Annotated in this window: 1 protein-coding gene; it reads left to right on the top strand. The window is 56.8% G+C overall.

From position 1 onward, the window contains the following. Positions 1-129: 129 nt before the first annotated feature. Positions 130-2564 (top strand): autotransporter outer membrane beta-barrel domain-containing protein (locus ACR0BU_RS24620; RefSeq protein WP_480755784.1); only part of this gene is annotated, 2435 nt, incomplete at its 3' end.

Below are 2564 nucleotides of genomic sequence, written 5' to 3'. Positions count from 1 at the left end.
CCCTACGATGATGGCATCACCTATACCGGATCAAATAACTTAACTCTGGAACTCAACGACCCAGACATCACGGTGAATGGCTCCGGGGTGCAGGTGAATGGGACGGGTACGGCTAATCTTTCTGTGCGCATGGGCAGCGGGAAGGTCGATGGCGACAGTCACGGGGTTTCGGCGTTCACCACAGGTACTGGAAGTGTGCACGCCCAACTGGATGGTGACAAGGACGTCACTATAGATAGTGACGATAACATCACAATCAACAAGCGCGATTTTGACGGGCTTAGGGCGAAGATTGTTAACACCGCAAGCACAAATAACGCAACAGCGACAATGACCGGAGGAAAGACTACCATTGCTGCCGGTTCAAATTCCAACGGGGTTTCAGCGTTCACCCATGGCAGTGCTGGCGTTGTGACTGCGGGAATGAGTGGAGGCTTAATCATCCTCGAGGAGGTGGTAGGGACGGATACAGCCGCAGTCTACGCAGGTGCTCACGAAGAGCTTTATGTAGGCACGGTGACGGCGGAAATGAGTGAAGCAGATAGCGTAATTCACACGAAGAATAACGGTGGTCTCGGCCTTCGGGCAACGACCCGTGCCACAAGCGAATTCTCCTTTGCAATTGCGCACATGAAGGGCGGAAAAATCACCACGGAAGGGGCGAATGCTTACGCGGTTGTGGCGGATTACGGGGCGAACAACCCAAATGCGGCCCGAAGGAGTCTTATTAAGTCCAATATGACGGCGAGAATGACCGGAGGGACGATCGATAGCAGGGCAAGTACTGCGATTCGGGCGACGACCCCAGGCGTTGGCAATACGTTAGCGGAAATGGATGGCATCAACAGCAGGATCACCACGAATGGAAACGGGGCGCACGGGCTTCGGGCGGCGAGCGGCCTCGCTGATAATGCATCCGGGGGGACGGCGACAGCGAGAATGAAAGCCGGGACGATCATCATTAACGGTGTAAATTCCAGTGGAGCTTCTGCGGCAGCCAATGACGGCAAAGGCGAAGCGCTGGTGGAAATGGAGGGCGGCAAAATCACCGTGAATGGTGAAGGATCTTACGGGCTTTATTCGCGGATTGACAACCCGGACAATGACGAAGAGGTGAAGGTGAAAATGATCGGGGGGTCTATCGAGACGAATAAGAACGCCTCCTATGGGATTTTGGCGGACACCAGTGGCTCTGGCGACGTGACCGTGGACATGGATGCAGGCACAGTCACCACGCGTGGGAATGGGTCTCACGGGATCTGGGCGGAATCAGAAGCGCAAGCGTTGGCGAATCGCGTACGGACTGCGCCGGGCTTGGCCTCGGGGTCGCAGGCGAAGGCGTTTGTCACGCTGGGGACGCATGCCAGGGTCACAGCTGAAGGAGTGGATTCAGACGGGATTCGCGTTTCAGGGAATGAGGTGACTGTGGATCAAAACTCTCTCAGCCCCAGAGTTACGTTAGGCGCAAGAGGCTTTGACATAGACGTGGACGGGTCTGTGAAGGGCGGGGCGGGCAACGGTGCTGCGATCCGAACGATGTCCAGCGACACCGGGACAATTGATATCGCCAGCACCGCCAATGTGAATGCCGGGGCTTCTGGCATTGCGATACACACGATGACTTTCGGGGCGGCTGGTGCCCCTGGCGCAGGCGACGACGGTACCGCGTTCATCACCTCTGCAGGGACAATCACCGGGGATATTCGTCTTGATGCGGGGAACGACAAACTGATTGTGACAGGCGGAAGCATCACCGGCGATGTCTATGGCAGTGAGGGCAACAATACCTTGACCTTGGAACGTGGCCGTTTCACCGGGGATATTCGTCTTGTGGGGGGTAAAAATATCCTGGACATAGAAGATGGCAGTTTCGCCGGTGGCATTTATGGCGGTGCGGGTGACGATACCGTCACGATTTTCGACAGAAGCACCTATGACGGATCCCACGTTCTGGATGGTGGTGCAGGCGACAACGATCAGCTGACCCTGCACGGCCAGACCATCAGCAACACGGCAGAGAACTTCCGCAACTGGGAGCGGGTCACGCTGAATGACACAAACCTGCGCCTGAATGAACTTACCCGGCTCGATATAGATCAGTTGTCCATCAACACCGGGTCTGAGTTCCGTGCCTCTGGCGGGGAAGGGGGGATCACCATTGCAGGTGATGTGATCAACAATGGCGCTGTCGTCTTAAGCGTACAGGACGGGGCTACGGATGATGTCATCACCGTTGAGGGGGACTACACCGGTTCGGGAACAAGTGTCTTTGCCCTGGATGCAGTTCTCGCTGGCAATGATGCGAACACCGACAGGCTTGAGATCAAGGGCGACGCGTCGGGCGAGATGATGCTGTCAATCACCAACCTGGACAGTGCCGGTGACGAAGACACACCGCTGGAGATCGACGTGGTCTCTGTTGGCGGAACGTTTAATGGAACGTTCACCCTTGTGGATGGCAACCACGTCACCCCGGACGGGGCGCAAGCAGTTGTCTCGGGGGCCCACCTCTATACGCTGACCGAGGCGGAGGATGGCCGCGGTTGGGTGTTGAGCGCGATGTC

The organism is Ruegeria sp. CK2 (assembly GCF_056536585.1).
This window is presented reverse-complemented; position numbering and strand designations above follow the sequence as displayed.